The 22,198-nt window shown below is 73.2% G+C and carries 21 protein-coding genes; 11 read left to right on the top strand and 10 right to left on the bottom strand.

Annotation, left to right across the window (positions count from 1 at the left end; all coding sequences use genetic code 11):
- The first annotated feature begins 8 nt into the window (after nt 1–8).
- Nucleotides 9–1,214: an acyl-CoA dehydrogenase family protein gene (locus ACK8HX_RS04145; RefSeq protein ID WP_411939398.1), complete on the top strand. Its 1,206-nt coding sequence runs from the start codon at nt 9–11 to the stop codon at nt 1,212–1,214.
- Nucleotides 1,214–2,440 (top strand): MFS transporter, encoded by a 1,227-nt coding sequence (locus tag ACK8HX_RS04140; RefSeq protein WP_411939397.1) that lies wholly within the window; start codon nt 1,214–1,216, stop codon nt 2,438–2,440. Before ACK8HX_RS04145 ends, ACK8HX_RS04140 begins: the two co-directional genes overlap by 1 nt.
- An 89-nt stretch (nt 2,441–2,529) precedes the next feature.
- Here ACK8HX_RS04140 and nagA read toward each other — a convergent pair whose 3' ends face one another.
- From nagA to ACK8HX_RS04125, 3 genes are read right to left on the bottom strand one after another with little or no spacing between them, the layout of a single operon-like run.
- Nucleotides 2,530–3,645, bottom strand: a complete 1,116-nt coding sequence (gene nagA / locus ACK8HX_RS04135; protein WP_411939396.1) for an N-acetylglucosamine-6-phosphate deacetylase — start codon at nt 3,643–3,645, stop codon at nt 2,530–2,532.
- A gap of 2 nt (nt 3,646–3,647) precedes the next feature.
- A complete protein-coding gene (locus ACK8HX_RS04130; protein ID WP_411939395.1) occupies nt 3,648–4,973 on the bottom strand; it encodes a PTS transporter subunit EIIC in 1,326 nt (441 codons plus the stop codon).
- The gene (locus tag ACK8HX_RS04125; RefSeq protein ID WP_411939394.1) at nt 4,970–5,740 is read right to left on the bottom strand and encodes a GntR family transcriptional regulator; all 771 of its coding nucleotides are present in this window, start codon (nt 5,738–5,740) and stop codon (nt 4,970–4,972) included. The genes ACK8HX_RS04130 and ACK8HX_RS04125 overlap by 4 nt, the downstream gene beginning before the upstream one ends.
- A gap of 47 nt (nt 5,741–5,787) precedes the next feature.
- Here ACK8HX_RS04125 and ACK8HX_RS04120 point away from each other — a divergent pair, with 47 nt between their 5' ends.
- From ACK8HX_RS04120 to ACK8HX_RS04110, 3 genes are read left to right on the top strand one after another with little or no spacing between them, the layout of a single operon-like run.
- On the top strand, nt 5,788–6,147 hold the full coding sequence (locus ACK8HX_RS04120; protein WP_411939393.1) for a glucose PTS transporter subunit EIIB: 360 nt from the start codon (nt 5,788–5,790) through the stop codon (nt 6,145–6,147).
- The gene (locus ACK8HX_RS04115; protein WP_411939392.1) at nt 6,144–6,602 is read left to right on the top strand and encodes a PTS sugar transporter subunit IIA; all 459 of its coding nucleotides are present in this window, start codon (nt 6,144–6,146) and stop codon (nt 6,600–6,602) included. The genes ACK8HX_RS04120 and ACK8HX_RS04115 overlap by 4 nt, the downstream gene beginning before the upstream one ends.
- Entirely contained in the window at nt 6,599–7,252 is a 654-nt protein-coding gene (locus tag ACK8HX_RS04110) for an HAD family hydrolase (protein ID WP_411939391.1), read from the top strand. The genes ACK8HX_RS04115 and ACK8HX_RS04110 overlap by 4 nt, the downstream gene beginning before the upstream one ends.
- A gap of 139 nt (nt 7,253–7,391) precedes the next feature.
- Here the strand turns inward: ACK8HX_RS04110 and ACK8HX_RS04105 are convergent, their stop codons facing one another.
- The 4 genes from ACK8HX_RS04105 to ACK8HX_RS04090 all read right to left on the bottom strand — a co-directional run bounded on the left by ACK8HX_RS04105 (nt 7,392) and on the right by ACK8HX_RS04090 (nt 10,945).
- A complete protein-coding gene (locus ACK8HX_RS04105; protein ID WP_411939390.1) occupies nt 7,392–9,050 on the bottom strand; it encodes an MDR family MFS transporter in 1,659 nt (552 codons plus the stop codon).
- Nucleotides 9,047–9,526: a MarR family winged helix-turn-helix transcriptional regulator gene (locus tag ACK8HX_RS04100; protein WP_411939389.1), complete on the bottom strand. Its 480-nt coding sequence runs from the start codon at nt 9,524–9,526 to the stop codon at nt 9,047–9,049. The genes ACK8HX_RS04105 and ACK8HX_RS04100 overlap by 4 nt, the downstream gene beginning before the upstream one ends.
- 79 nt (nt 9,527–9,605) lie before the next feature.
- Nucleotides 9,606–10,082, bottom strand: coding sequence for an SRPBCC family protein (locus ACK8HX_RS04095; RefSeq protein WP_411939388.1), 477 nt, complete (start codon nt 10,080–10,082; stop codon nt 9,606–9,608).
- Nucleotides 10,083–10,096: 14 nt separating this feature from the next.
- Nucleotides 10,097–10,945, bottom strand: a complete 849-nt coding sequence (locus ACK8HX_RS04090; RefSeq protein ID WP_411939387.1) for a maleylpyruvate isomerase family mycothiol-dependent enzyme — start codon at nt 10,943–10,945, stop codon at nt 10,097–10,099.
- A 27-nt stretch (nt 10,946–10,972) separates the two neighbouring features.
- Between ACK8HX_RS04090 and ACK8HX_RS04085 the strand changes: the two genes are divergently transcribed.
- Nucleotides 10,973–12,949, top strand: a complete 1,977-nt coding sequence (locus ACK8HX_RS04085) for a cytochrome c oxidase assembly protein (protein WP_411939386.1) — start codon at nt 10,973–10,975, stop codon at nt 12,947–12,949.
- 69 nt (nt 12,950–13,018) lie between these two features.
- Nucleotides 13,019–13,825 carry a carbon-nitrogen family hydrolase gene (locus tag ACK8HX_RS04080; RefSeq protein ID WP_411939385.1) on the top strand — a complete coding sequence of 269 codons (807 nt, stop codon included), beginning with the start codon at nt 13,019–13,021 and terminating at the stop codon, nt 13,823–13,825.
- 139 nt (nt 13,826–13,964) lie between these two features.
- Here the strand turns inward: ACK8HX_RS04080 and ACK8HX_RS04075 are convergent, their stop codons facing one another.
- Entirely contained in the window at nt 13,965–14,879 is a 915-nt protein-coding gene (locus ACK8HX_RS04075) for a hypothetical protein (protein WP_411939384.1), read from the bottom strand.
- Between the two features lie 185 nt (nt 14,880–15,064).
- Between ACK8HX_RS04075 and ACK8HX_RS04070 the strand changes: the two genes are divergently transcribed.
- Both ACK8HX_RS04070 and ACK8HX_RS04065 read left to right on the top strand, forming a co-directional pair.
- Nucleotides 15,065–16,459, top strand: a complete 1,395-nt coding sequence (locus ACK8HX_RS04070) for an FAD-binding oxidoreductase (RefSeq protein WP_411939383.1) — start codon at nt 15,065–15,067, stop codon at nt 16,457–16,459.
- A 170-nt stretch (nt 16,460–16,629) separates the two neighbouring features.
- Entirely contained in the window at nt 16,630–16,878 is a 249-nt protein-coding gene (locus tag ACK8HX_RS04065; protein ID WP_411939382.1) for a DUF6458 family protein, read from the top strand.
- A gap of 129 nt (nt 16,879–17,007) precedes the next feature.
- On the opposite strand, the gene ACK8HX_RS04060 is transcribed toward ACK8HX_RS04065, so the two are convergent.
- Entirely contained in the window at nt 17,008–18,879 is a 1,872-nt protein-coding gene (locus ACK8HX_RS04060; RefSeq protein WP_411939381.1) for an acyl-CoA dehydrogenase, read from the bottom strand.
- A 129-nt stretch (nt 18,880–19,008) separates the two neighbouring features.
- Between ACK8HX_RS04060 and ACK8HX_RS04055 the strand changes: the two genes are divergently transcribed.
- Nucleotides 19,009–20,265 carry a low temperature requirement protein A gene (locus ACK8HX_RS04055; protein WP_411939380.1) on the top strand — a complete coding sequence of 419 codons (1,257 nt, stop codon included), beginning with the start codon at nt 19,009–19,011 and terminating at the stop codon, nt 20,263–20,265.
- Complete coding sequence (locus tag ACK8HX_RS04050; protein WP_411939379.1) at nt 20,262–20,795, top strand: hypothetical protein; 534 nt, start codon at nt 20,262–20,264, stop codon at nt 20,793–20,795. The genes ACK8HX_RS04055 and ACK8HX_RS04050 overlap by 4 nt, the downstream gene beginning before the upstream one ends.
- A gap of 7 nt (nt 20,796–20,802) precedes the next feature.
- Here the strand turns inward: ACK8HX_RS04050 and dacB are convergent, their stop codons facing one another.
- Nucleotides 20,803–22,089, bottom strand: a complete 1,287-nt coding sequence (dacB, locus tag ACK8HX_RS04045; protein WP_411939378.1) for a D-alanyl-D-alanine carboxypeptidase/D-alanyl-D-alanine endopeptidase — start codon at nt 22,087–22,089, stop codon at nt 20,803–20,805.
- Between the last annotated feature and the right edge of the window lie 109 nt (nt 22,090–22,198).

Below are 22,198 nucleotides of genomic sequence, written 5' to 3'. Positions count from 1 at the left end.
ATGGGGGCATGAGCGCCCCGTCGTCGATGCCGAAGCGTCCGTCCGACCCCCTCGACCTCGTCGACGTCGACGTCCTGCTCACCGACGAGGAGAAGGCGGTCCGCGCGGCGACCCGGGCGGTGTGCGCCGAGCACGTCGACCCGTTCGTCATGGAGTGGTACGAGAAGGGCGAGCTGCCCGTCGTCCGCGAGCTGGCCCGTGAGTTCGGCAAGGTCGGCCTCCTCGGCATGCACCTCGACGGGTACGGATGCGCCGGGATGTCGTCCGTCGACTACGGCCTCGCCTGCCTCGAGCTGGAGGCCAGCGACTCCGGCATCCGCTCGCTGGTCTCCGTGCAGGGCAGCCTCGCGATGTTCGCGATCTGGCGCTTCGGCACCGAGGAGCAGAAGCAGGAGTGGCTGCCCCGGATGGCGGCCGGCGAGGCCATCGGGTGCTTCGGCCTCACCGAGCCCGACCACGGGTCCGACCCCGCCTCGATGAGGACGCGCGCCCGCCGCGACGGCGACGACTGGGTCCTCAGCGGATCGAAGACGTGGATCACCAACGGCTCGGTCGCCGACGTCGCGGTCGTCTGGGCCAACGCAGGTGAGGAGAACGGTGGTATCCGCGGCTTCGTGGTTCCCACGGACACAACGGGATTCAGCGCGCACACGATCAAGAACAAGATGTCGCTGCGGGCCTCGGTCACCGCCGAGCTGACGTTCGAGGACGTCCGACTCCCGGCGGGTGCCGTGTTCCCCGGTGTCGCCGGGCTCAGGGGTCCGCTCGCCTGTCTGTCGGAGGCGCGCTACGGCATCGTGTGGGGGTCGCTCGGTGCGGCCAGGTCCTCGCTCGACGCCGCGCGCCGGTACTCGATGGAGCGGGTCCAGTTCGGGCGACCCATCGCCGGGTTCCAGCTGACCCAGGCCAAGCTCGCGAACATGGCCGTCGAGCTGCAGCTCGGTCAGCTCCTCGCCCTGCACCTGGGCCGCCGCAAGGACACCGTCGGCCTGCGCCCCGAGCAGGTCTCGGTCGGCAAGTACAACAACATCTCCAAGGCCATCGAGATCTGCCGGACCGCGCGGACCGTCCTGGGGGCCAACGGGGTCAGCGGCGAGTTCCCCGTCATGCGGCACGCGAACAACCTCGAGTCGGTCCTCACCTACGAGGGGACCGTCGAGATGCACACGCTCGTCATCGGGCAGGCCCTCACCGGCGAGGCCGCGTTCCGCTGATGCTGTCCGCCTACGCACCCCTGTTCAGGGTCCCCGGAGCGCTGCCGTTCATCGCCGGAACCGCCTTCTCCCGCACCGGCGGCGCGATGTTCGGTGTCGCCGTCATCGTCATGATCAGCGAGCGCCGCGGGTCCTTCGGCCTCGCGGGCGCCGTCTCCGCGGTGGGCCTCGCCGTGCTGGCGGTCGCCGGGCCGGTGCTGGGCCGGCTCGTCGACAAGCACGGCCAGCGGCGGGTCGCGCTGCCGTTCGTGGCGTTGTCGGCGGTGGCGTCCGCCGGCGTCGTCGCCTGCTCGGCCCTCGGGGCACCCGCCTGGACCCTGTTCGTCCTCTACGGCCTCAGCGCCGTCCTCCCGGAGCCGGGCCCGATGTCGAGGGCCCGCTGGGCGCACATCTACTCCGACGAACCCGACCGACTGCACACGGCGATGGCGTTCGAGCAGGTCGCCGACGAGGCCTCGTTCGTCCTCGGTCCCGTCCTCGCCGTGCTCGTCTCGACCCTGTGGTTCCCGGAGGCGGGCCTCGTCCTCGCGACCGTCCTGTTCACCGTGGGGTGCGTGACCTTCCTGTCCGCCCGCGCGACCGAGCCGCCGGTGGTGCCGCACGGGGAGCGGCCCGGTGGGCTCGCCATCCGCCGCCCCGGGCTGCTGACCGTCGCGACCGCCCTCGTCATGACGGGTGTGATCTTCGGTGCCAACGAGGTCATCGCCGTCGCGTTCGCCAAGGAGCTCGGCAGCACGAGCTTCTCGAGCGTCATCCTCGGCGGGTTCGCCGCGGGATCGACCGTGGCCGGGATCGTCTTCGGGACAAGGGTGTTCACCACGAGCCTCACCCGTCGCCTCGCCCTGGCCGCTGCGGCGATGTTCGTCCTCGAGGTGCCCGCCCTCTTCGCCGGAGGCCTCTGGCCGCTGGCGGTCATCATGGTCGTCGCGGGCTCGGCGACCGCGCCCATGCTCATCACGAGCCTGTCGCTCTCGCAGAAGCTCGTCCCGCGCGCGCTCGTCACGGAGGGCATGGCGGTCGCGGTCACGGGCATCCTCATCGGCATCTCCGCCGGCTCCGCGGTCGGCGGCTGGGCGATCGAGGCGTGGGGCGCCCAGCGGGCCTACGCGGTGCCCGTCGCCGCCGGTGCGCTCGCCCTCGTCATCATCCTCGTCAGGTACCGGCACCTCGAGCGGGCCGAGGACGCGAGCGCCGGCATCCCCGCGCCTCCCACCCCGCCCGCCTGAGTCGCCTCCTCGACCCACGGCCCCGAAGGGGTCGAGGTATTCGGAGAGCGTCATGCACCGGCCGGACACCTCGAAGGGCCGACGGCCGCTCAGGAGAGCCAGGCGCCGCGGTGCATGACGGCGACGACCTCGAGGTCCTCGTCGAGCTGGACGAGGTCCGCCCGCTTGCCCATGGCGATCGACCCGACGTCGGTGAGGCCGAGGACGCGCGCCGGCGTCGCGGTGGCGGCCTCGACGGCGAGGTCGAACGGCACCCCGGCCTCGGTGACGGCGTAGCGGAGCGCGCGGTCCATCGTCAGGGTGCTGCCCGCGATGGCGCCGCCCTCGGTGAGCCGCGCGACCCCCTCGCGCACCTGGACCGCAGCCGGCCCGAGGACGTAGTCGCCGTCGGCGGCCCCGGCCGCCCCCATCGCGTCGGTGACGAGGGCGAAGCGACCGGGCGTGGCGGCCGCGGCCCAGCGGAGCACCTCGGGGTGCAGGTGGATGCCGTCGGCGATGAGCTCGACGACGACGCGCTCGTCACCGGCGAGCGCCAGGACCGGCCCGGGCTCGCGGTGGTGCACGCCGCGCATCGCGTTGAACAGGTGCGTCCCGACGGTCACGCCGGCGTCGATCGCCGCACGGGAGACGTCGAACCGGGCGTCGGTGTGCCCCAGCGCCGCGACCACACCGCGCGCGGCGAGCAGCCGCACGGCATCGAGCCCGCCGTCGAGCTCGGGGGCGAGCGTCACCATCCGCACGGCCCCGTCGGCGGCGTGGAGGACGCGCGCGACCTCGACGGGGTCGGGCGCGCGCAGGAGCGAGGGGTCGTGCGCGCCGCAGTGGTTCGGGCTGAGCCACGGCCCCTCGAGGTGGAGGCCGACGAGGCCTCCGGAGCGGACGAGCGGAGCCAGCGCCCGCACGTGCGCCTCGAGCCGCTCGACGGTGTCCGTGACGAGGCTGGCGACGAGCGAGGTCGTCCCGCGGGCCCGGTGGGTGCCGATGACGCGAGCGGCCTCGTCGGGGTCGCCGGTCGTGAAGGAGGCGCCGCCGCCGCCGTGGCAGTGCTGGTCGACGAAGCCGGGGACCAGCGTCCCGGGGAGGTGCACGGCCGGCGCCGGCGGGAGACCCCCGCCGGCGCCGGTGACGTGCTCCCCGCGCAGCTCCACCCAGCCCGGCTCGACGGAGCCGGTGGGCAGCACCACGCGGTCGGCGGTGTGGAGCATGCTCAGCCCGTGCGGCCGGAGTCCGAGCCGGAACCCGAGCCCGAGCGCGAACCCGAGCCGGCCGTGGCCTCGGCCGGGGCGACCTCCGGGTCGAACGCGACGGACTCCTCGCCCTCGGCCTCGCGGCCGGGGGTGCGCAGGTTCCACTTGCGGATGACGAAGCGGAAAAGCACGTAGTAGACGACGGCGTACACCAGTCCCATGACGACGAGGAGGAACGGCTTCTCCGCGATGCCGAGGTTGAGCAGGAAGTCGGTGAGACCGGCGCTGAACCCGAACCCGTCCCGGATGCCCAGCGCGTTCGCGATGGCCAGCGAGGAGCCGGTCAGGACGGCGTGGATGACGTAGAGCGGCCACGCGACGAACATGAACGCGAACTCGAGCGGCTCGGTGATCCCGGTGAGGAACGAGGTGAGCGCGGCGGAGATCATGATGCCGCCGACGGCCTTCTTCGCGGCCGGCTTGGCCTCCTGCCAGATGGCGAGGGCGGCGGCCGGGAGGGCGAACATCATGATCGGGAAGAAGCCGGTCATGAAGGCACCGGCGGTCTCGTCACCGGCGAGGAATCGGGCGATGTCGCCGTGGACGACGTCGCCGGCCGGGGTCGTGTACTCGCCGAGGATGAACCACGGCACCGAGTTGAGGATGTGGTGCAGGCCGAGCGGGATGAGCAGGCGGTTGAGCGTGCCGTAGACGAAGCCACCGGTGATCGAGTTGTTCGCCACCCACTCACCGACGGCGGTGAGCCCGGCGTCGAAGGCGGGGTAGACCAGGCTCATGAGGACGGCGAGGACGAGGGTCGCGAACGCCGTGATGATCGGCACGAAGCGCCGGCCGCCGAAGAACGCGAGGTAGGTCGGAAGCGACTTGCGGTGGTACCTCTCCCACAGCCTGGCCGCGATGAGGCCGCAGAGGATGCCGCCCAGCACGCCGTAGTTGACGAGCTTCTGGTCCTCGCCCTCGGCCGCGGCGCCGTTGACGAGCGGCGACATCGCGTCGCCGACGCCCTTGAAGACGAGGTAGCCGACGACGGCGGCCAGGGCGGTCGAGCCGTCCGACTTCTTCGCCATGCCGATGGCGACACCGACGCAGAACAGCAGCGGCAGGTTCGCGAAGAGGGCGTTGCCACCGGCGAAGAGCACGGCGGCGACCTGGTCCCACCCGAGGCCGTCGGCCCCGAGCATGTCCGGGGCACCGAAGCGCAGGAGCAGCGCGGCAACCGGGAGGGCGGCGATCGGGAGCATCAGGCTCCGACCGAACTTCTGGATCGGCGCCAGGTTGAGGCGCTTCTTGCCGGACTCTCCGGCGGTCGCGTCGACGGTCGTCATCGCGTGTCCTTTCGGTGGTGGTGGGGCATCGTGCTGTCGAGGGAGACGTGCAGCTGGTAGCGGTCGCCGCGGTAGTGGCTCACGGCGCGTTCGAGGGGGCGGCCGGCCGACATCCCGTGCCGGTCGAAGGCCATGACGGGGGCCCCGACCTCGATGGCGAGGTGGCGGGCGAGCCGGTCGTCGGCGACCTCGGCCCAGACCGTCTGCTCGGCGGTGTCGATGGCGAGGCCGTACTCGGAGCCGAGGATCGTGTAGAGCGAGCCGGTGAGGTCGTGCCGGTCCAGCCCCGGGAGGAGGGCCCTGGCGTACCAGCTGGCCTCGAACGCCATCGGCTCCCCGCCGGCGAGGCGGACCCGCTCGAGGCGCCAGGCGGCCTCGCCGGGTCCGAGGCCGAGGAAGCGGGCGACGTCGGCGGGCGGCTCGGCGGCGTCGGCGCGCACGACGCGGGTCGACGGCTCGAGCCCGCGTCGGCGCATGTCCTCGGTGAACGAGGCGAGGTGGAGGTGGGACTCGACGCGCGGCCGGGCGACGAAGGTGCCCTTGCCCTGGACCCGCCTCAGCAGGCCCTCGGTGATGAGCGACTCGATGGCGCGGCGCACCGTGGCCCGCGAGACGCCGTAGGCCTCCATGAGCTCGCGCTCGGACGGGATGGCGGTGTCGGCCTCGAGCTCGGTGGCGGCCATCGCGGCGAGCACGTCGCGCAGCTGCGCGTGCTTCGGCCGGGCTCCGTCGGTGATGCGACGGGCGGCGACGGCGGTGTCGGCCACGGTGCGGAGAACCTCTCGACGGGGGTGGTTCCAACTGGTACGGTCCAGTGCGTACCAGTGAGGAGGATGCACCTCCGCGACGCCGCTGTCAACCACCGGGCACTGGCGGCGGGCGGCGGGCTCCACGACACTCGGCACGAGACGCAGCCCCGACCGTCCCGGAAGGACACGACATGAGCAGCAAGGCAGAGCAGATCATCGCGGGCCTCGGCGGCGCCGAGAACATCGTCGAGATCGAGCCGTGCATCACCCGCCTCCGTACCGAGGTCAAGGACCCCTCGAAGGTCGACGAGGCGGCGCTGAAGGCCGCCGGTGCGCACGGCGTCATCGCGAGCGGGTCCGTCGTCCAGGTCGTCGTCGGCCCCGAGGCCGACAACCTCGCCGAGGACATCGAGGACCTGATGTGAGCGAGGTCCTCGCACCCGTCGCGGGCCGGGTCCGCCCGCTCTCCGAGGCGCCCGACCCGGTGTTCGCCGCCGAGATGGTCGGCTCGGGCGTCGCCATCGAGCCCACCGGCGGGCGGGCCGACGCCGTCTCGCCGGTCGCCGGCACGGTCGTCAAGCTCCACCCGCACGCCTACGTCGTCGTCACCGACGACGGCGCCGGGATCCTCGTCCACCTCGGCATCGACACGGTCAGGCTCGGCGGCGCCGGGTTCGAGCTCCTCGTCGAGGAGAAGTCGCGCGTCGAGGCCGGCCAGCCGGTGACCTCGTGGGACCCCGAGGACGTCGCAGGCCGCGACCTCAGCCCGATGGTGCTGCTCTGCGTCCTCGACACCAAGCCGGGCGCGGTCTCGAGCGGGGCCGTCGGTGAGGACGTCGCGCCGGGCGACGTCCTCTTCCGCTGGCCGGCGGAGGCGTGACGGCGCCCGGCGTCGCGGCGCTCCTCCTCGACCTCGACGGCACGCTCGTCGACTCCGAGCCGATCCACCGCGAGGGGTTCGCCGCCTGGTACCGCTCGCGCGGGTGGGAGTACACCGACGAGGTCTCGGCGCTGTTCATCGGGCGCCGGGCCGACGACGTCTTCGCGACGGTCGACGGGCCGTGGCGCGGGCTGGACGCCCAGGTGCTCTTCGCGGAGGCGGTCGCCGCGATGCCGGCTGACCGGCTGCCCGAACCCGTGCCCGGGGCGGCCGAGCTCCTCGACCACGCGGCCTCCGCGGGGCTGCCGGTCGCCCTGGTCACCTCGGCGAACCTCGCCTGGGCCGAGAAGGTCCTCGCCCCCCTCGGCGGCCTCGACCGCTTCGCCTCGCTCGTCACGCGCGACGACGTCGCGGACGGCAAGCCGCACCCCGAGGGCTACGCGAGCGCCTGCCGTCTCCTCGGCGTCGACCCCGCGCTGGCGCTCGCCTGCGAGGACGCGCCCAACGGCGTGCGGGCCGCCGTGGCCGCCGGGGTCGGGACGGTCGTCGGCATCACGACCTCCTTCGGGGGACGCGACCTCGAGGATGCCGGGGCGCACCGCACGGCCCCCGACCTCCGCGGCCTCCCGGCCCTCCTGGCCCACCGCTGACCGACCGGCCGGGTCACAACTTTTTCGCCTGATGCCAGAACCTTCGGTGGGGCACCCGGAAGTTCGGGGTGTTCCACCGAAGGTTCTGGTGTTCAACCGAAAGTTTCCGCATCAGGCGGGAAAGTTGATGCGACTCAGGTCAGTGGGGGGCGGCCGCCGGGGCGTCCTCCGCCGGCTTCGAGCCGCGCTCGGTGTAGGCCGACCCCTTGCGGAGCTCGACGTGCGGCAGGAGCAGCATGACGAGGAAGCCGAACACCATGACGGCGGCGCCGACGAGGAAGACCGAGTCCATCGCCTCGGAGAACCCGACGAGGAAGGGGCGCGCCAGCCGCTCGTCGAGGTCGGTGAGGAACGAGCTGTCCTGCAGCACACCGGAGGTCGCACTCGCTCCGCCGCCCTGTGACCGGAGCTGCTCGGCGAACGCCGCGTTCGCGGGGTCGCGCAGCGCCGCCTGGAAGTCGGCCGTCGGCACCGCGGCCTCCACGGCGACGGCGATCCGCTCCCCGGCCTGCGAGAACAGGATCGAGAGGAAGACCGCGGTCCCGAGGGTGCCGCCGATCTGGCGGGTGAAGGTTGCCGTCGAGGTCGCGACGCCGATCTGCTGCGGCGGCACGGCGTTCTGGACGGCGAGGGTGAGCGGCTGGAAGTTGAAGCCGAGCCCGAGGCCGAAGGCGACCATGACGAGCATCGTCTGCCACAGCGGGGTGTCGAACTCGACGTAGTGGAAGACGAACAGCGACACCGTGAGCAGCGCGGACCCGATGATCGGGAACTTCCGGTAGCGACCGGTGCGGCTGATGACCTGCCCCGACAGCACCGACCCGGCCATGATGCCCAGCGTCATCGGGAGCAGCAGCAGGCCGGCCTCGGTGGGCGTCGCGCCCTTGACGATCTGCAGGTAGAGGGGCAGGGCGGCGAGCCCGCCGAACATCGCGACCCCGATGAGGACCGACGCGACCGACGACACCCCGACCGTGCGGTTGCGGAAGATCGACAGCGGGAGGATCGCCTCGTCGCCCATCCGCGCCTCCTGGACGAAGAAGGCGACCGCGCCGGCGAGACCGACGACGTAGCAGACGAGGGCGTTCGTCGAGGTCCAGCCCCACTCGCGGCCCTGCTCGGCGACGAGCAGCAGCGGCACGAGCGAGACCGACAGGAAGGCCGCGCCGAGCCAGTCGATGCGGTGGTCGAGGCGCTGGTGGCGCAGGTGCAGGGTCCGTGAGACGACGAGCAGGGCGATGATGCCGACCGGCACGTTGACGAGGAAGACCCATCGCCAGCCGGTGATGCCGAGGATGGAGTCGGCGCCGGCGAGGAAGCCGCCGACGACCGGGCCGAGGACCGACGAGGTGCCGAACACGGCGAGGAAGTAGCCCTGGTACTTGGCGCGCTCCCGCGGCGGGACGATGTCGCCGATGATGGCGAGCGCGAGCGAGAACAGGCCGCCGGCCCCGAGGCCCTGGACCGCGCGGTACACGGCGAGGGTGCCCATCGAGGTGGCGAACGTGCACAGCACCGATCCGATGACGAAGACGCTGATCGCCGTGACGAACAGCTTCTTGCGGCCGTAGATGTCACCGAGCTTGCCGTAGAGCGGGGTGACGATCGTCGAGGTGATGAGGTACGCGGTCGTCGCCCAGGCCTGGTGCTCGAGGCCCTTGAGGTCGTCGGCGATGGTGCGGATGGCCGTCGCGACGATCGTCTGGTCGAGGGCGGCGAGGAACATGCCCGTCATCAGCCCGAGCAGGATCGTGACGATCTGCCGGTGGGTCAGGGGCTCCTCGGGGTTGGCGGTCATCGGTCGGTCCTCCGGGTGAGCTCGGCGAGGGAGGCCTCGAGGTTCGAGGCGAAGTGGCGCAGGTGCGCGGAGAAGGTGGCGACGTCGGCGTCGTCCCAGTCGGCCAGCAGGCCGCGGATCCAGGTGTCGCGGCTGTCGCGGATCGCGACGAGCAGGGACTCGCCCTCGGCGGTGAGGGTGAGCGCCTGGGCGCGACCGTCGTCCGGGTCGGGCCCGCGCGTGACGAACCCGAGGTCGACGAGGGTCGACACCTGGCGGCTCACCGTGGAGACGTCGGAGTGGAGCAGCTCGGCGAGGGCCGAGACGCGCAGCGACCCGCCCTTGAGGTTGAACAGCAGCGGGTAGGCCATCGGGTCGACCTGCGGGTGCTGGCGCGGCGCGTGCTGGCGCACGACGTGGAGGAGCTTGACGACCCGGACGAGGTCGTCGCCGAGGGCGAGCGTCGGTGTCCCGGCCCGGGTCTCGTCGGCGTTCACGGCGCCCTCCACAGATTGATTGCTTGCAGCAAGCAACTATAGGCGCGCCGGCGGCATCCGCCAACTCCGTGTCGAGGGTTCAGACCGGCCGGGCGTCCAGGTGCTGCAGGAGGTGCGCCGAGAACCGCTGGCCCATGAGGACGACGACCCCCTTCATCGCGGTCGTCACCGCCGGCCGCAGCAGCCCGGGCACCGGCAGGTCGACGGTGATGGCGAGCGAGGTCTCGAGGTGCGTGTGCCCGCCGCGCCGCGAGAGCGCGTACCAGCCCTCGACCCCGGCGGCCTCCTTCGCGCCGGGCGCCGGGTCGTGGGTGAACTCGATGCGGTGCGGCTCGTCGAAGGTCATCCGCTCACGGAAGGCGAACGAGTAGCTGCCCCCGAGGACGGGGACCTTCGACAGCTCCCACACCCAGTGGTCATCACCCTGCGGGGTGACCCGGTGGAGGAACGGGGTGAGGCGCGCGAGCAGCTCCGGGTCGGTGAGGGCGGCCCACACCTCGTCGACCCCCGCCGTCACCGTGGCGGCGGAGTGGGTCGACGTCGTGAACGAGGCCACCGTCGGGCCCGCCGTCAGGGGGTGATGGCGAGGGAGGCGAGGACGCGGGCCGCGACCTCCTCGTCGCCGTGGACGACGACGTGCAGCTCCTCGGGCGGGCGGCGCCCCGCGAGCAGCCGACCCGCCACCTGGGTCGACATCGTCAGGGTCGTCGCGACGACGTCGGGGTGCTCGTCGGGCTCGCCGGTGAAGAGGGGGATGCCGCGCGCCCTGCCCTCGCGCTCCTCGACGCGCACCCCCGCGCGCCCGACCGTGGGCCCGGTGAGCTCGAGGACCACCGCGTGGCCGGGCGGCACCTCGGAGTCCTTGGCGACGATCCGCGGCAGGGCGTCGAACAGGGACGTCATCGCGATGGAGGCCGCGGCCCCCTCGAGCCCGCCGGGGCGCCCGAGCGCCTCGCGGAGGTCCTGCTCGTGGACCCAGACGTCGAAGGTGCGCACGCGCAGGAAGTCCGGCCAGGTCGTGGGGCCGAAGGGGCCGCGGACCGGCGCGGACTCCCACCCGGTGTCGGCGGCGTGGAACGCGAGCCGGGCCTCGAGCCGCTCCTCGAGCTCGTCGAGCACCTCCTCGAGGGAGCGGCCGCGCCGCGCCTCGACGTAGGACTCCATGAGGGCGCCGAACTCGTGCCGCACGTGCGCGTGGTGGCTCACGTCGACCTCGGGCCGGGGCTCGCCGTCCGTCATCGCCTCGGCGCCGGCGACGTGGGCGACCTGGTCGAGGACGGTCCAGCCCGGGCAGTCGGTGGGCTTCTCGGCGTCCCCGGGTCGGGCGGTGCGCCCGAGGTCGACGACGTTGCGGACCGTGCGCGCCCAGGCGTCGACCAGCCCCGCCGGGTCGGTGGGGGGCGGCGGGTGCACGGGCATGCCAGCACAGTACCTACGCTGGTGGCCATGACAGCCCGGCAGACCCCGTCGCTCGCGCGGCCGCTGGGTCTGGCGCTCGCGGTCGGCCTGGTCACCGCGTCGGCGGCCGCCGCCCTCACCGGGGTCGTCGCCCCGCTCGACCTCGCCGACCCGGGGCCCGCCGTCCGCTGGGGGCTGCCGCTCGTCTCGACCGTGGCCACCCTCGCGTCGGCCGCGACCGTCGGCCTCGTCGGGCTCGCCGCCTTCCTCGTCCCGGAGCGGACCTCCACGGACCGCCGGGTCACGGCCACCCGTTTCGCCGCGCGGGCGGCCGGCCTCTGGGCGGTCGCGGCGCTGCTCGAGGTCGTGCTGACCTTCGCCTCGCTCGCCGGCACGCCGCTGTCCAGCCCCGACCTGCCGAGCCAGCTCCTCTCCTTCACGTGGACGCTCGAGACGACCCGCGTCCTGCTCATCTCAGCCCTGGTGGCGGTCGTCGTCGCCGTGTCGGCCGCCGTCACGACCCGCCGGGCGCCCATGGCGTGGCTCGCGGGGATGACGCTGGCGGCGGTCGTCATCCTCGCCCTCACCGGGCACGCGGCGGGGTCCTCGAGCCACGAGGACGCGGTCAACTCCCTCGGCGTGCACCTCCTCGGGGTCGTCGTGTGGGTCGGCGGGCTCCTGGCGCTCGTCGCGATGCGCCGCGGTCTCGGCGCCGACCTCGGCGCCACCGTCGGGCGCTACTCCACCGTGGCCGGGTGGTGCTTCGCCGCCGTCACCGTGACCGGGCTCCAGCAGGCCTGGATCCGGCTCGGCTCGCTCGGCGCCGTCGCGACCGCCTACGGGGGGGTCGTCGCGCTCAAGACCCTCGCCCTCGTCGCCCTCGGTGTCCTCGGCTGGCTCCACCGGCGCGGCATCGCGACCCGCCTCGCCGACGACCCCGGCGACGGGAGGACGTTCGCCCGCCTCGCCGTCGCCGAGCTCGCCGTCATGGGGGCGGCCACGGGCCTGGCGGCGGTGCTCTCGCGCAGCGTTCCGCCGGTACCGGACGCGCCGCCCGCGCCGAGCCGCATCCTCGAGCTCACCGGCTTCCCCGACCCCGGCCCGATGGCGGCGGGCGACTGGTTCACCGCGTGGCGCACCGACTGGCTCCTCCTCGGCATCGCCCTGCTGGCCGTGGGGCTCTACCTCGCCGGGGTCGTGCGGCTCACCCGCCGCGGTGACCACTGGCCGGTGCTGCGCACGGTCGCCTGGGTCGCCGGGTGGGCGCTGTTCGTGTGGGCGACCTCGGGGGCGCCCGGCATCTGGGGCCGGGTGCTGTTCAGCGTGCACATGGTCATGCACATGGCGGTCGCGATGATCGTGCCGCTGCTCCTCGTGCCGGGGGCGCCCGTGACGCTGGCGCTGCGGGCCCTCACGGCGAGGCCGGACCGTACCTGGGGCCCGCGCGAGCTGGTCCTCCAGGTCGTCCACTCCCGCGCCGTGCAGGTCTTCGCGAACCCGGTCGTGGCGGCGGCGATGTTCTTCTTCAGCCTCGCGATCTTCTACTGGACCGGGCTGTTCGAGCTGTCGCTGACGACCCACACCGGTCACCTGCTGATGCTCGCCCACTTCCTCCTCACCGGGTACCTGTTCACCTGGGTGCTCATCGGGATCGACCCGGGCGTCCCGCGCTGGTCGCCGTTGATGCTGCTCGTCATCCTCTTCGTGACCATCTCCTTCCACGCCTTCTTCGGGGTGTCGCTCACGGGCTCCGAGCAGCTGCTCGCGCCGGACTTCTTCGCCCAGCTCAACCTGCCGTGGGGTCCGCCGCCGCTCGCCGACCAGCACCGCGCCGGCGAGATCGCCTGGGGCGTCGGCGAGGCCCCGACCCTCGTGCTCGCGGTCGTCGTGGCGGTGCAGTGGATGCGGCGCGACGGCGCCGAGACGCGCCGCCTCGACCGGCAGGCCGACCGCGACGGTGACGCCGACCTGCACGCCTACAACGAGCGCCTCCGCCGCCTCTCCGAGCGCAGCACCTCCGACTGACCGCGGGTCGTGTGCCCGGATGGTCGCCCGGTCAGCCACCTGGGCACACGGCTCGGGGAGAATGGCCGCATGCGGATCGCGGTCGTGCAGCTCGCCTACGGCGACGAGGAACCCTTCGAGGCCCGGGTCGACCGGGTGGCGGGGCTCGTCTCCGGCCTCACGGGCCACGACCTCGTCGTCCTCCCCGAGCTGTGGGCCCCGACCGGCTTCGCCTACACGCGGTGGGACGACCAGGCGCAGCCCCTCGACGGGCCGTGGGCGCAAACGATGTCCGAGGTCGCCCGGTCGGCGGGGGTGGTCCTCCACGCCGGGTCCTTCGTCGAGCGCCTGCCCGAACCCGGCGAGGACGGGCACGTCCTCGCGAACACCTCGCTCCTCCTCGGTCCCGACGGGTCCACGCTCGGCGTCTACCGCAAGGTGCACCGCTTCGGCTTCGGGGCGGGGGAGCCTGCGTTGATGGAGGCCGGTGGCGAGGTCGTGGTCGTCGACCTCCCCCTGTCCGGCGGCGGCAGCGTGCGCGCCGGCCTCTCGACCTGCTACGACCTGCGCTTCCCCGAGCTCTACCGCCGACAGCAGGAGGACGGTGCCGAGCTGTTCGTCGTCCCTGCCGCCTGGCCGGCCGCCCGCGTGGGCCACTGGACCCTCCTCGGGAGGGCGCGCGCCGTCGAGAACCAGGCCCTCGTCGTCCAGGCGAACACGGGTGGGACGCACGCCGGCACGCCGATGGGCGGCCACAGCCAGGTCGTCGCCGCGACCGGTGAGGTGCTCGCCGAGGCGGCCCACGGCGATGAGGCCGTCCTCTCGGTCGAGGTCGACCTCGCCGCGACCGCTGAGTACCGTCGGACCTTCCCCGTCCTCGCCGACCGCCGGCTCTGACCACGCTCGATTCGCCGCGTGTGCCCACGTGGTCGTCGGGGGAGCCGCCTGGGCACACGAGCGCAAGCCCGCCTGCGGCGCGGGCTCAGGTGGTCGCTCGGGCAGCCAGGTGAGCACACGCGAGGCCGGCGTCCGGCGGTCAGGCCGCGATGCGGGGTACGCCAAGAGCGAGGAGGTCGCTGACCACCTCGAGCGGCTCGCGCCGCAGCTCGTGGGTGGTGCACCTGATGACGACCCGCGAGGGCGTGGTGAGCCGGCGCTGCCGTCGGACATCCGAGCCGTACGCCATGAGATCGAGGTGGACCTCCCCGTCGACCTCCAGCACGAGGGTCCGCCCGTCGGGAAGGTCCCACTCCGCGTCCGTGAACCGCACGCGACCGGACCGGTCACGGCGTCGCGTCTGCCTCCGCGGCGGCACGATGCCCCAGGCGCGGCACAGTCGTGCCACGTCGACCTCCCCCATGGAGTGCGACCCGTTCCCCACGTCGCCCAGCACCTCCCGGATCCGTGGTGCCCGCCGCAGCGGTCGGAGCAGACGGGTCCACTCGGCGAGGCGCTCGGCGGTCGTGAGCCGCTGCTGCACGCCGGCGACGACCGCTCCCAAGGCGGTGCGCTCGTGCGCCTCGTCCGCGGCGAACATCAGCAGGGCCGGTTCCAGCCGACAGGTCGGCAGCCCGGGCCGGGGTGAGCGCAGGAGGAGGGGCGAGCGTCGGGTCCGCACGAAGCGGATGCCGTCGACCGCGTCGAAGGAGAGCTCGTCGTCGACCAGCACCGTGACGGTCTCGCGGTGCCACCCGGCCAGACCGTGCCGGCCCGCCGCGGTGAGCCCACCCACCATCGCGGTGGGCCCGGCGTGCGCGACACCCACCCACTGGAGCTGCTCGCGAGACAGTGGTCCGGTCGTCGTGGTGAGGACCGAGTGGGTTCGCTGCGACCAGCGCCTCGCCCTCAGCTGGTTGCGGACGAAGGAGCGGCTGACGCCGAGGCGGGCGAGGGTCGCCCGCGACAGGACACCCTCCTGCCGTGCCGCGAGGTCCTGCCAGGTCTCCGTCATCGCCGGAGTCTCGCGGATCGCCCGGGGCGGCCCGCGGCGTCATCCACAGGCGGCGTGTGTGCTCACCTGGTCGCCCCCGCGACCGGCGCAGCACACGCCGCAGGATGCTTCCGGCTCGTGTGCTCAGGTGGTCGCCGGGACAGCCACCTGAGCACACGCGCCCAGAACTCTGGGAGGGTGGGGGGATGGACGCCGATGCCGCCGCCCACCCGCTGCCGCCCGTTGCCGAGCTGGTCGAGGCGCTGCCCGAGGGAGTGGTGACGACGCGCGCCGACACCCTCGAGAAGTACCGGTTCGACTGGACGCACGACGCCTCCGCCGGGACCCCGCTCGCGGCCGTCCGCGCCGAGACCGCCGAGCACGTCCAGGAGACCCTGCGCTGGGCGACCCGCCACGGTGTCCCGGTCGTCCCGCGGGGCGCAGGCTCCGGGCTCAGCGGCGGCTCGTTGGCCGTCGACGGCGGGGTCGTCCTCAGCCTCGAGCGGATGACGAGCATCGAGGTCGACACCGCCACCCGCACCGTCGTCGTCGAGCCGGGCGCCCTCAACGTCGACGTCAAGCGGGCCGCGGCGGCCGAGGGTCTGTGGTACCCGCCGGACCCCAGCTCGTTCGAGATCTGCTCGATCGGGGGCAACATCGCGACGAACGCCGGCGGCCTGTGCTGCGTCAAGTACGGCGTCACGACCGACTACGTCCTCGGGCTCGACGTCGTCCTCGCCGACGGGACGCTCGTCACGCTCGGGGGCAAGCGGGTCAAGGACGTCGCGGGCCTGTCCCTGCTCAAGCTCTTCGTCGGCTCGGAGGGCACCCTCGGCGTCGTGACGCGCGCCGTCCTCCGGCTCCTCCCCGCGCAGCCGGCCCGCTCGACGACCGTCGCGACCTTTCCCACCGTCGCCGCCGCGGCTGCCGCCGTCATCGAGCTCGGCCGCACCACGCGGGCCTCGATGGTCGAGCTCATGGACCAGGCGTCGATCAACGCCGTCGAGGACCACCAGCCGATGGGGCTCGACCGCGACGCGGGCGCCCTTCTCCTCATCCAGTGCGACGCCCCCGGAGCGGCGCGCGCGGAGGAGGCCGCCGCCGCCACCGCGGCCTGCGAGGTCGCCGGGGCCAAGGAGGTCTTCACGACCGACGACCCGGAGGAGGGTGAGCTGTTCGTCCAGGCGCGCCGGCTGCACTTCACGGCCATCGAGGGGCGCGGCACCGTGCTCCCGGAGGACGTGGGCGTCCCCGTCCCGCAGCTCCCGGCCCTGCTCGAGCGGGTGGCGGCGATCGCCGAGCGCCATGCCGTCGAGATCCCGGTCGTGGCGCACGCCGGGGACGGCAACACGCACCCGGCGATCATCTTCGACCCGGCCGACCCCGATGCCGAGCGCCGCGCCCACCTCGCGTTCGACGAGGTGATGGCGGCCGCGATCGCCCTGGGCGGCACGATCACCGGTGAGCACGGGGTCGGCCGCCTCAAGGCCGGCAACCTCGAGGCGCAGCTCGGCCCCGACGTCATGGCGCTGACCCGCCGCGTCAAGGACGCCCTGGACCCGAAGGGCATCCTCAACCCCGGGTCCGTCCTCACCCGCTGACCGGCGCGGTCCCGGTGCCCTGGGGCGCGGGCCCCGCCCGACCGACGGCCCGCCTCGACGTGCGACCGCGGGACTCGCCCGAAAACATTCGACACACCTTCGACCTCGCAGGTCGGAGGTTCGGAGTATGGTCGACCCACCCCGCCGACCCCGACCCCACGGAGGAACCCATGTACATCGGTCTCGGCATCGTGCTCATCGTCATCGGCGCGATCCTCGCGTTCGCGCTCAACGTCGACATCCCCGGCGTCGGCGACGACACGCTCGGCTACATCCTCATGATCGCCGGGCTGCTCGCCATCGTCCTGTCCTTCGCGTTCCGCGGCCGCCGTCCCGGCGCCGTGACCACGACCCGCGAGAGCCACGTCGACCCCGCCACGGGGACGCGCGTCGACCGCACCGACATCGACCCGCGCTGAGCACCGGCGCCACCGGGCGCCGGTCACGACGGCGAACGGCCCCACCCCCGCGCGGGGGTGGGGCCGTTCCTCGTGGTGACCGGGCCGGGAGCGCGCCCGGGGCAGCGCGCCCGACCCGGGGTCAGGACCTCAGAACGCCGACTCGGGGACGTCCATGAGGAGGGAGTCGGTCGCCTCGGCGACCGCGCGCTCGGCGGAGAGCCTCGGGAGGACCTGGCGCGCGTAGAACTGCGCGGCCGCGACCTTGCCCTCGTAGAAGTCCTTGTCCTTGCCGGAGGCGCCGGCGGCGAGGGCGTCGAGCGCCACCGCGGCCTGGCGGAGCAGGAGCCAGCCGACGACGAGGTCGCCCGCGGCGAGCAGCAGCCGGGTCGTGTTCTGGCCGACCTGGTAGACGTTCGTGATGTCGCCGCCGTTGCGGACGTCGGACTTCATCAGCTCGCCGACCATGAACCCGAGGATGCCCTGGACGTCCTCGAGGCCCTGCGCGAGCAGCTCGCGCTCGCGGTCGATGCGCCCGTCGTGGGCGCCGAGGTCCTTGGCGAACTCCTGGATCTGCGAGGACACGAAGGTCAGCGCCTGGCCCTTGTCCTTGACGATCTTGCGGAAGAAGAAGTCCAGGCCCTGGATGGCGGTCGTGCCCTCGTAGAGGGTGTCGATCTTGGCGTCGCGGACGTACTGCTCGACCGGGTAGTCCTGGAGGAAGCCGGAGCCACCGAAGGTCTGCAGCGACTCGGTGCCCAGCAGCACCCACGCCCGCTCCGAGCCCAGCCCCTTGACGATGGGGAGGAGGAGGTCGTTGACGCGGCTCGCGATGTCGGCGGCCGAGCCCTTCTCGAAGTGCTCGGACCCGGTGGCGAGGAACTCCGCGTCGACGATGTCCTGCTGCGTCGCGGTGAACAGCACGAGCGCGCGCAGGCCCTCGGCGTAGGCCTTCTGGGTCATGAGGGAGCGGCGCACGTCGGGGTGGTGGGTGATGGTGACGCGAGGCGCGGTCTTGTCGGCGGCCTGGGTGAGGTCGGACCCCTGGACGCGCTCCTTGGCGTACTCGAGGGCGTTGAGGTAGCCGGTGGAGAGGGTGGCGATGGCCTTGGTGCCGACGAGCATCCGGGCGTTCTCGATGACGTGGAACATCTGCGCGATGCCGTCGTGGACGTCGCCGAAGAGGGTGCCGACGGCCGGCCGCTCGCCGCCGAAGGTCAGCTCGCAGGTCGGGGAGACCTTCAGGCCCATCTTCTTCTCGACGTTGGTGACGTAGACGCCGTTGCGCTCGCCGAGCTCGCCGGTCTCGAGGTCGACGTGGAACTTCGGGAGGATGAAGAGGGACAGGCCCTTGGTGCCGGCGCCGGCGCCCTCGGGGCGGGCGAGGACGAAGTGCACGACGTTGTCGACCATGTCCGACTCGCCGCTGGTGATGAAGCGCTTGACGCCGGTGAGGGTCCAGGTGCCGTCGTCGTTCTGCACGGCCTTGGTCCGGCCGGCGCCGACGTCGGAGCCGGCGTCGGGCTCGGTGAGCACCATCGTGCAGTGCCAGCCCTTCTCGACGATCCAGCGGGCGAGCTTCTTCTGCTCGTCGGTGCCGAGGAGGTGGAGCAGCTTGGCGAAGGAGTAGCCGGCGGCGAACATCGCCAGGGCCGGCTGCGAGCCCAGGAGCATCTCGTTGACGGCCCAGCGCAGGCTGGGCGGGGCGACGGTGCCGCCCAGCTCGGCGGGGACGTCGATGTTCCAGAACCCGCTCTCGCGGTAGGCCTCGAACGAGGCCTTGAACGACTCGGGCATCGTCACGGTCTGGGTCGTGGGGTCGTAGACCGGCGGGTGGCGGTCGGCGTCCTGGAAGGACTCCGCGAGCTCGTTCTCGGCGAGGCGGGCCACCTCCTTGAGCATCTCGCGCGCGGTGTCGGCGTCGAGCTCCTCGTACGGACCGGACCCCAGCACGTCGCCGCGCCCGAAGACCTCGAAGAGGTTGAACTCGAGGTCGCGCAGGTTGCTCTTGTAGTGGCCCATGGCCGCAGTCCTCCTGGTTGGCGAGTGAGCGCTTGCTTACCAGTGTTCTACCGGTCGGTAACAAAAGCAAGGGGAACGAGACACTGCTCACCCCGGGGGGCCGGTGACCAGCGGTGGCATGCTCGGTGGGTGAGCATCATCCCCGTCGCGGTACGGCGCCCCCTCGTGCCGCGTGACACCGGCGAGCACCACCGGACCGCCACCCCTCTCGAACTGCTCTTCGACCTCGTCTTCGTCGTCGCCATCGCGAGCAACGCCGCGCAGCTCCACCACGGTCTCGCGGCAGCCCACTACGAGACGGTCATCGGCTACGTCCTCACCTGGTTCGCCATCTGGTGGGCGTGGATGAACTACTCGTGGTTCGCGTCCGCCTACGACAACGACGACGTCGGCTTCCGGCTCCTCACCTTCGTCATCATGACCGGCGCCCTCATGCTCGCCGCCGGGGTCCCCGACCTGTTCGAGGACGGGCAGTCCGTGCTCGTCGTGGCCGGGTACGCCGTCATGCGGTTCGCGATGGTGGCGCTGTGGCTCCGGGCCGCGAGCGGCCACCCGGAACGCAGGGCCACGGCGCTCTGGTACGCGGGCGGCATCACCGTGGTCCAGCTGCTCTGGATCGCCCGCCTCGCCCTCCCCGCCGAGCCGTCCGTGCTCCTGCCGTCCTTCTTCGTCCTCGTCGCCGCCGAGCTGCTCGTGCCCGTCGTGGCGGAGCGGGGCCACGGCTACACGCCCTTCCACCCCCACCACATCGCCGAGCGGTACGGGCTGCTCGTCATCATCGTGCTCGGCGAGGTCATCCTGTCCTCGGTGCAGGCCGTCCAGGGAGCGATGGCGGCCGGGTCGCCCGAGGGGGCGGGGGGCCACACGGCGCCGTACCTCGCCGAGCCCGCGGGGTCGGTCGGCGGCTTCGGGCCGCAGATGTGGCTCCTCGTCGCGGGCGGCCTGCTCGTCGTGTTCTCGCTGTGGTGGGCCTACTTCTCCCGCGACCACGCCCGGGTCGTGGCGAACGACGGCCCGGTCTTCTTCTTCGGGTACGGCCACTACGTCGTCTTCGCGGCGACCGCCGCCGTCGGGGCGGCCATCTCCGCGGCCGTCGACGTCGTCCAGGGCGAGGCGGCCGCCGGGGTGCGCCCCATCGCGCTGACCCTCGCCGTGTCGGTCTCCCTCGTCCTGGTGACCATGGCCGGCCTGCACGCCCTCGGCACGCACGAGACCGTGCTGACGATGGTGCCCGCCGGTGTCGCCTCGGCGGCCTGCGTGCTCGTCGCGCTCGTCGTCCCCTCGATGGGGGCCGCCGTCCTCTGCGTGGGCCTCGTCCTCGTGGCGTTCGTGGTCCACAAGGTGTGGGTGCAACGGCACCACGCCCCCGGGGAGGTCGCCGCGTGAGCGCGCCCACGGAGCGGACCGTCGTCGAGCAGGCCCGCCGGCTCGTCGCCGACGGGCGCGCGTGGCGGGCGCGCGACCTGCTCCTGGACCACGTCGAGTCCGAGCGCGACCCGGAGGCGCTCGCCTACCTCGGCGAGGTGCTCCACGACATGGGTGACCTCCCGCGCGCCGGCGCGGTCTGGTTCGCGGCGGGGGCGCGGGGCGCCGAGGTCGACGCCGCCGTCGCCGCGTGGCGCGAGCAGACCGGCGACGACTTCGTGGCGATGTGGCGCTCGCTCCCCGCGCCGGTGCGCGAGGCGCCCCGCCCCCGCCGGGTCGAGGCGCTGCGCGAACGGGCCCGCGCCGCCGAGGGCGAGCGCGCGGCCACCGACGACCCGGGGGCGCACCCGGACGGCGGCGCGGCCGACGACGACTCCGGGAGCAGCGGGTTCGACGGCGCGTGGGTGATCGCCTGGGTGCTGGCCCTGCTCTTCGTCGTGCTCGCCGTCATCGGGTTCGTGACCGTCCTCGGCTGGGTCGTCCCGGGCTGAGCACGGGTCAGTAGCACCCGTTCACGGTGGCCGCGAGCATGTCGATGCTCTGCTTGAGCGTCGTCGTCGAGTCCTTGCCGTTGACGACGAAGGCGAACACCTTGACCCGCCCGTCCGCGCCCTTGGTGAAGCCGGCGAGGGCGACGACGTCCGAGAGCCGGCCGGTCTTCCCCCACAGCTTGCCGGCCGCGCAGCTCGACTCCGCGGTGACGAAGCGCTTCGAGGAGGCCGAGAGGGTCCCGGTCCTGCCGGCGGTCGGCATGCCCTCCGCCGAGCGCATCGGCCACAGCTCGGCGTGGGCCGTGTCCACGCCGCGGTCGACGATCCGGGCGAGCTGGAGGGCGCTGAGCCGGTCCGAGCGGGACAGGCCGGAGCCGTCGTACAGCGCCCCGATCGAGAGGCCCTGCTGGCCCAGCACGCTCGCCTGCGCGGACCTCGCGCCGGTCCACGTCGCGCCCTTGCCCCTGGCGATGCCCACGAGCTTGTGGAGCGACTCGGCCATCTCGTTGTCGCTGACGAGGAGCATCCGGTTGACGATGGTCGACACCGGGCTGCCCTGCGAGCTCGCGAGGGTCGTGGCGGTCGAGGCGGCGTCGGCCCGGCCCGAGTAGCCGGCCCCCGTGATCCCGTAGGCCTTGAGGCGGTCGCGGAAGTACGTGCCGACGTCGGCGCTCGTGTCGGCGAGGTTGCGCTGGTCGCGGACGAGTCCGCGGACGGGGGCGATCGAGTCGGGGACGTAGCTCGACTTCCAGCCCGTCGCCAGGCTCGGCGCGGGGAAGACGTCGTCGTCGACGTGGACGCGGACCGTGCCCGTCGTCAGCCCGCGGCCCGCGAGGACGCCCGCGACCGTCTTGGCCATCGCGTCGAGCTGGGCGCTGCTGAGGCTGGGGTCCCCGGCCCCCTCGATGACGACGCGCTCGGGGGAGGAGCCGGAGCGGACCCGCGTGGTGAACCGCTTCGTCGGCCCGAGCACCGTGAGGGCGTTGGCTGCCGTCACGAGCTTGGTCGTCGACGCCGGCATCAGGGTCGTCGTCCCGTTCTTGGACCACACGACGGCGTTGCTCGTCGCGTCGACGACGGCGCCGGAGAACTGGGTGCCGAAGCGTGCGGTCGTCACCCGGCTCGTGAGGGCGCTCGCCATCCGGTGGTCGGCCGCGGTGCGGACGTAGACCTTGTTCTCCGGCCCGGGGGCCGCCGAGGCGGTCGTCGGTGCGGCGGCGAGGAGCAGGCCGCCCGCCACGGCGGAGGCGGTCAGGGCCGCGAGGCGGCGGGGGGTGTGGGAGGTCGTGCGCATGTCAGGGGCCCCTCGGGTGGTGGTGCGTGTGTGGCCACCGAGGCCCCTGCGACGACGGTTGCTGCCGGAAGGGTAGCCCCGCCGGTCAGGGCCTGTCCTGCGGTCGGGG

This window comes from Oryzobacter faecalis (genome assembly GCF_046764005.1).
GTDB lineage: Bacteria > Actinomycetota > Actinomycetes > Actinomycetales > Dermatophilaceae > Oryzobacter > Oryzobacter faecalis.
Note: the sequence above shows the minus strand (reverse complement) of the source record. Positions and strands in the feature narration are given on the sequence as shown.